Here is a 2,921-nt window from a genome sequence, read left to right as displayed (position 1 = left end):
GCGTCGGGGTCCGGGCCGGGGCCGGGGGCCGGGCCGGTGCCGCCCTCCGCGTCCGGGCGGGGGTCGGGCACGGTGTGCGTCCCGTCGCCGGCGTCCGTGTCGGGGTCGGCGCCGTGCAGGTACTCCTCGCTGATCTCCCGCGGCCCGAACGGCCACACCTTCTCGTAGCGCGCCCAGAGCAGGAAGGCCACGCAGCCCGCCGCGACCCAGGCCAGCGACCATTCGATGGGGTGCCGGCCCGGGGAATTGCGGTCCGCGTAGCCGTAGATGACGAGCCAGCCGGCGAGCGCGACCAGGCTCGGCAGCGGGTAGAGCCACATCCGGTACGGGCGGCGCAGCGCGGGCTGGCGCCGCCGCAGCACCGTGACGGCCGCGACCTGGCCGAGCGCCTGGACGAGCACCATGACCGTCAGCAGCAGCTGGATGAGCGTCGCCAGGTCCGTATGACGTCCTATCAGGAAGCCCACGCAGCCCAGGCCGCCCATGGACAGCAGGCCGAGCACGGGAAAGCGGTGCCGCTCGTGCAGGATGCTGAAGGGACGGAAGAAGACCTTCTCCCGCGCCGCGTTGTACGGGATCCGGGAGGCGCCGAGCAGCCCCGTGAAGACCGACGCGACGGCCGTGACGAGGATCAGCACGGTGACGGCGTCGGCCGCGCCCTTGCCCCACGTCGCCTCCAGCACCGCCGAGGCGATGGACGAGGAGGCGGCGCTCTCCGGGTCGAGCATCTCCCTCCAGTCGATCACGCCCAGGGTGCCGATCTGCAGCAGCAGATAGATGGCCATGATGCCGAGGATGGAGTAGATGATGGAGCGCGGGATGTTGCGCCCGGGGTTCTTGATCTCGGCCCCCATGTAGGCGGTCGTGTTGTAGCCGCCGTAGTCGTAGATGCCGATGGTCAGGCCCGCCGCGAAGCCGGTCCAGAAGTGATTCGTCGTCAGCTCGAAGGCGTCCGAGGGGTAGGTGAAGGCCAGGTCCGGGCTGAAGTGGGTGTAGGCGGCGAGGATCACCAGGGCCACGGAGGCGATCATCACGCACCAGAGCACGATGGTGATCCGGGCCATGTTCTCCACCCGGCCCCACAGCAGTGCGACCAGGACTGCGATGAGCGCGAGACCCGTGAGGTCGCCCTGCGTCTGCGTCATGCCGGGCCACAGGTAGGTCAGGTACTGCACGAAGCCGATGACGCCCGTCGAGAGGGCCAGCGGGAAGTAGAGCATCATCGTCCAGACGAACAGGAACGGCATCAGCTTTCCCGTGCGGTACTGGAACGCCTGGCGCAGGTACACGTAGCTGCCGCCCGCGCCGGGCAGCGAGGCGCCGAGCTCGGCCCAGATCAGCCCGTCCGCCAGGGCCAGCACGGCCCCCGCCACGAACCCGGTGACGGCGTGCGGGCCGCCGAAGGCCGCGACCATCAGGGGGATGGTCACGAAGGGGCCTATGCCGCACATCTGGCTCATGTTGATGGCGGTGGCCTGGAACAGGCCGATCCGGCGTACGAAGCCGACCCGTTCCGTCGGCGGTCTTCCGGTGCCTGCCATGGCGGTCAGCCCCTTCTCGTGCCGGATGGGGTCCGGCTGACCTGATTATGCGTTCAATGCACTGGTAGCACCGGCGTGTCGGCTCCGTCCACCGTTCCGACACGCCGGGTGGCTGCGGCTGCAAACGGCCGGGTAGGTTCCGTCTGTGACGGGGGTTGCGGAAGGGGTGGGAGATGTCGGTAGGACGGGTGGCTGTCGTGGGCGGCTCCATTGCCGGGTGCGCGGCCGCGCTCGCCGTGGCGCGCGCGGGCGCCGGCGAGGTGGTCGTCTTCGAACGGGCGGCGGGCGGCCTCGAGGACCGGGGGATCGGCCTCGCCGTCCACGACCGGCGCTACGCCGAGCTGGAGACGGCCGGCTACCTGGACCCGGGCATCCCGTGGGTGCGGCTGACCTCGCGCCCCTGGATCGTGCGGGACGGCGCGAGCCGCGCCGGACGGCGGCTGGGAGCGCTGCCGTTCGGGTTCCGTTCGTACAACTGGGGGTCGCTGTGGAGCGCGCTGCGCGCCCGCATACCCGCATCCGTCGCCTACGAGCGCGGCACGGCCGTCGAACGGGTGCTGCCCGGCCCCGGCGGAGCCGTGCTGCGCCTGGCCGGCGGCCGCGAGGAGCGCTTCGACCTCGTCGTCGGCGCCGACGGCTACCGCTCGGCCGTCCGGGCCGCAACCCGGGACGCGACCGTGCCCGGTTACGCCGGATACCTGGCGTGGCGCGGCGCCCTCCCGGAGGAGGAGCTGCCCGGGCCGGCCGGCGCGTGGGCCCGTGGCGAGGCCGCCACCGTCGCCTTCCCCGGCGGCCACATGATCGTCTACCGCATCCCCGGGCCGGGCGGCAGCGGCACCAGCGCCAACTGGGTCTTCTACGCCGCCCCCGCCGACCCCGCCCACGCCCTGTCCGTCGGCGACGCGGCGGGCCTCCCGCCGGACCGGGTGCCCGAGGCGCTGACGGCGCACCACCGGGCCGTCGTGGACGCGCACTTCCCGCCGTACTGGCAGGAGCTCGTCCGGCGCACGCCCAAGCACGCCACCTACGTCCAGCCCGTCTACGACCTGTGCGTGCCGCGCTACGGGGAGGGCCGCATCGTCCTCCTCGGCGACGCGGCCGCCGTCGCCCGGCCGCACTCCGGCAGCGGCGCCGTGAAGGCCCTGCAGGACGCCGCCGTCCTGGAGCGCTGCCTGGCCTCCGCGGGGAGCCCGGCGGAGGTGGTGGCCGCCTACGACGCCGCGCGGGCGCCCGTCGGCCGGGCCATCGTCGGCCTGGGCCGCCGGCTCGGCCGCGCGCAGGTGCAGGGCGCGCCCGCCTGGGAGGCCATGGACCAGACGGCCCTGGAGACGTGGTGGCGGCGGGCGGCGGAGGGCGAGGGGGAGTTCGGGGGACAGGCGC

Annotated in this window: 2 protein-coding genes; one reads left to right on the top strand and one right to left on the bottom strand. The window is 73.5% G+C overall.

Translation table 11 applies throughout. The annotated features are described in order from the left end of the window. On the bottom strand, positions 1-1,541 hold a 1,541-nt coding region (locus ACSNOH_RS34270), incomplete at its 3' end, for an APC family permease (RefSeq protein WP_436725357.1). A gap of 173 nt (positions 1,542-1,714) precedes the next feature. On the opposite strand from ACSNOH_RS34270, the gene ACSNOH_RS34265 reads away from it, so the two are divergent. Next, positions 1,715-2,921, top strand: a 1,207-nt coding sequence (locus tag ACSNOH_RS34265) for an FAD binding domain-containing protein (RefSeq protein WP_436725356.1), incomplete at its 3' end; no start/stop codon positions are given.

This window comes from Streptomyces sp. URMC 127 (assembly GCF_051386535.1).
Lineage (GTDB): Bacteria > Actinomycetota > Actinomycetes > Streptomycetales > Streptomycetaceae > Streptomyces.
Note: the sequence above shows the minus strand (reverse complement) of the source record. Positions and strands in the feature narration are given on the sequence as shown.